Below are 541 nucleotides of genomic sequence, written 5' to 3'. Positions count from 1 at the left end.
AGGTTTGGTTTGGTGACGGAATGGGGCCATAGCTCAGTTGGGAGAGCGCTAGCTTTGCAAGCTTGAGGTCGTCGGTTCGATCCCGTCTGGCTCCACCAAGTCATTTTGGTGTCGAGCGAAACATCCGTAGATGAGAGACAGAGTTTGCAATGGTGCGTGCCCTAGGCCGCCATTGTCCTGTTCGCTTGTTATCGTGAAGAGAAGACATGCCGGATGGCATGGCGCTGAGAGTTCGAAAGGACTTGGATGTGTCGTGCCGGTCCCGGAGCCGCAAGGCTTTGGGCTGCCCCGCTTGACCGCAGGGGTGTCGGTGGCATGTCTCGTGTGATTTGAATGGTCTTTGGACATGGTGAGCCGGCCGAGTTGGCTCATCATGGAGATCGTGATCCATGTTCATGGAGCGTGTTTTAGGTACCGTTCCGTGTCGATTGCTTCTTCGGAGGCGGTCGGGTCTTGCAGACGGACTTCTGCGAGGGATGGGCATGGGTAATGAGAGCGATCAAGTGACGTAAGGGCATCTGGTGGATGCCTTGGCGCTGAG

The 541-nt window shown here is 56.4% G+C and carries 1 tRNA gene; it reads left to right on the top strand.

The annotated features are described in order from the left end of the window. Nucleotides 1-22: 22 nt before the first annotated feature. Nucleotides 23-98 (top strand) — tRNA-Ala (locus tag M4J39_RS22790). The last annotated feature ends 443 nt before the right edge of the window (nt 99-541 follow it).

The organism is Pleomorphomonas sp. NRK KF1, from assembly GCF_023721755.1.
Taxonomy (GTDB): Bacteria; Pseudomonadota; Alphaproteobacteria; order Rhizobiales; family Pleomorphomonadaceae; genus Pleomorphomonas.
This window is presented reverse-complemented; position numbering and strand designations above follow the sequence as displayed.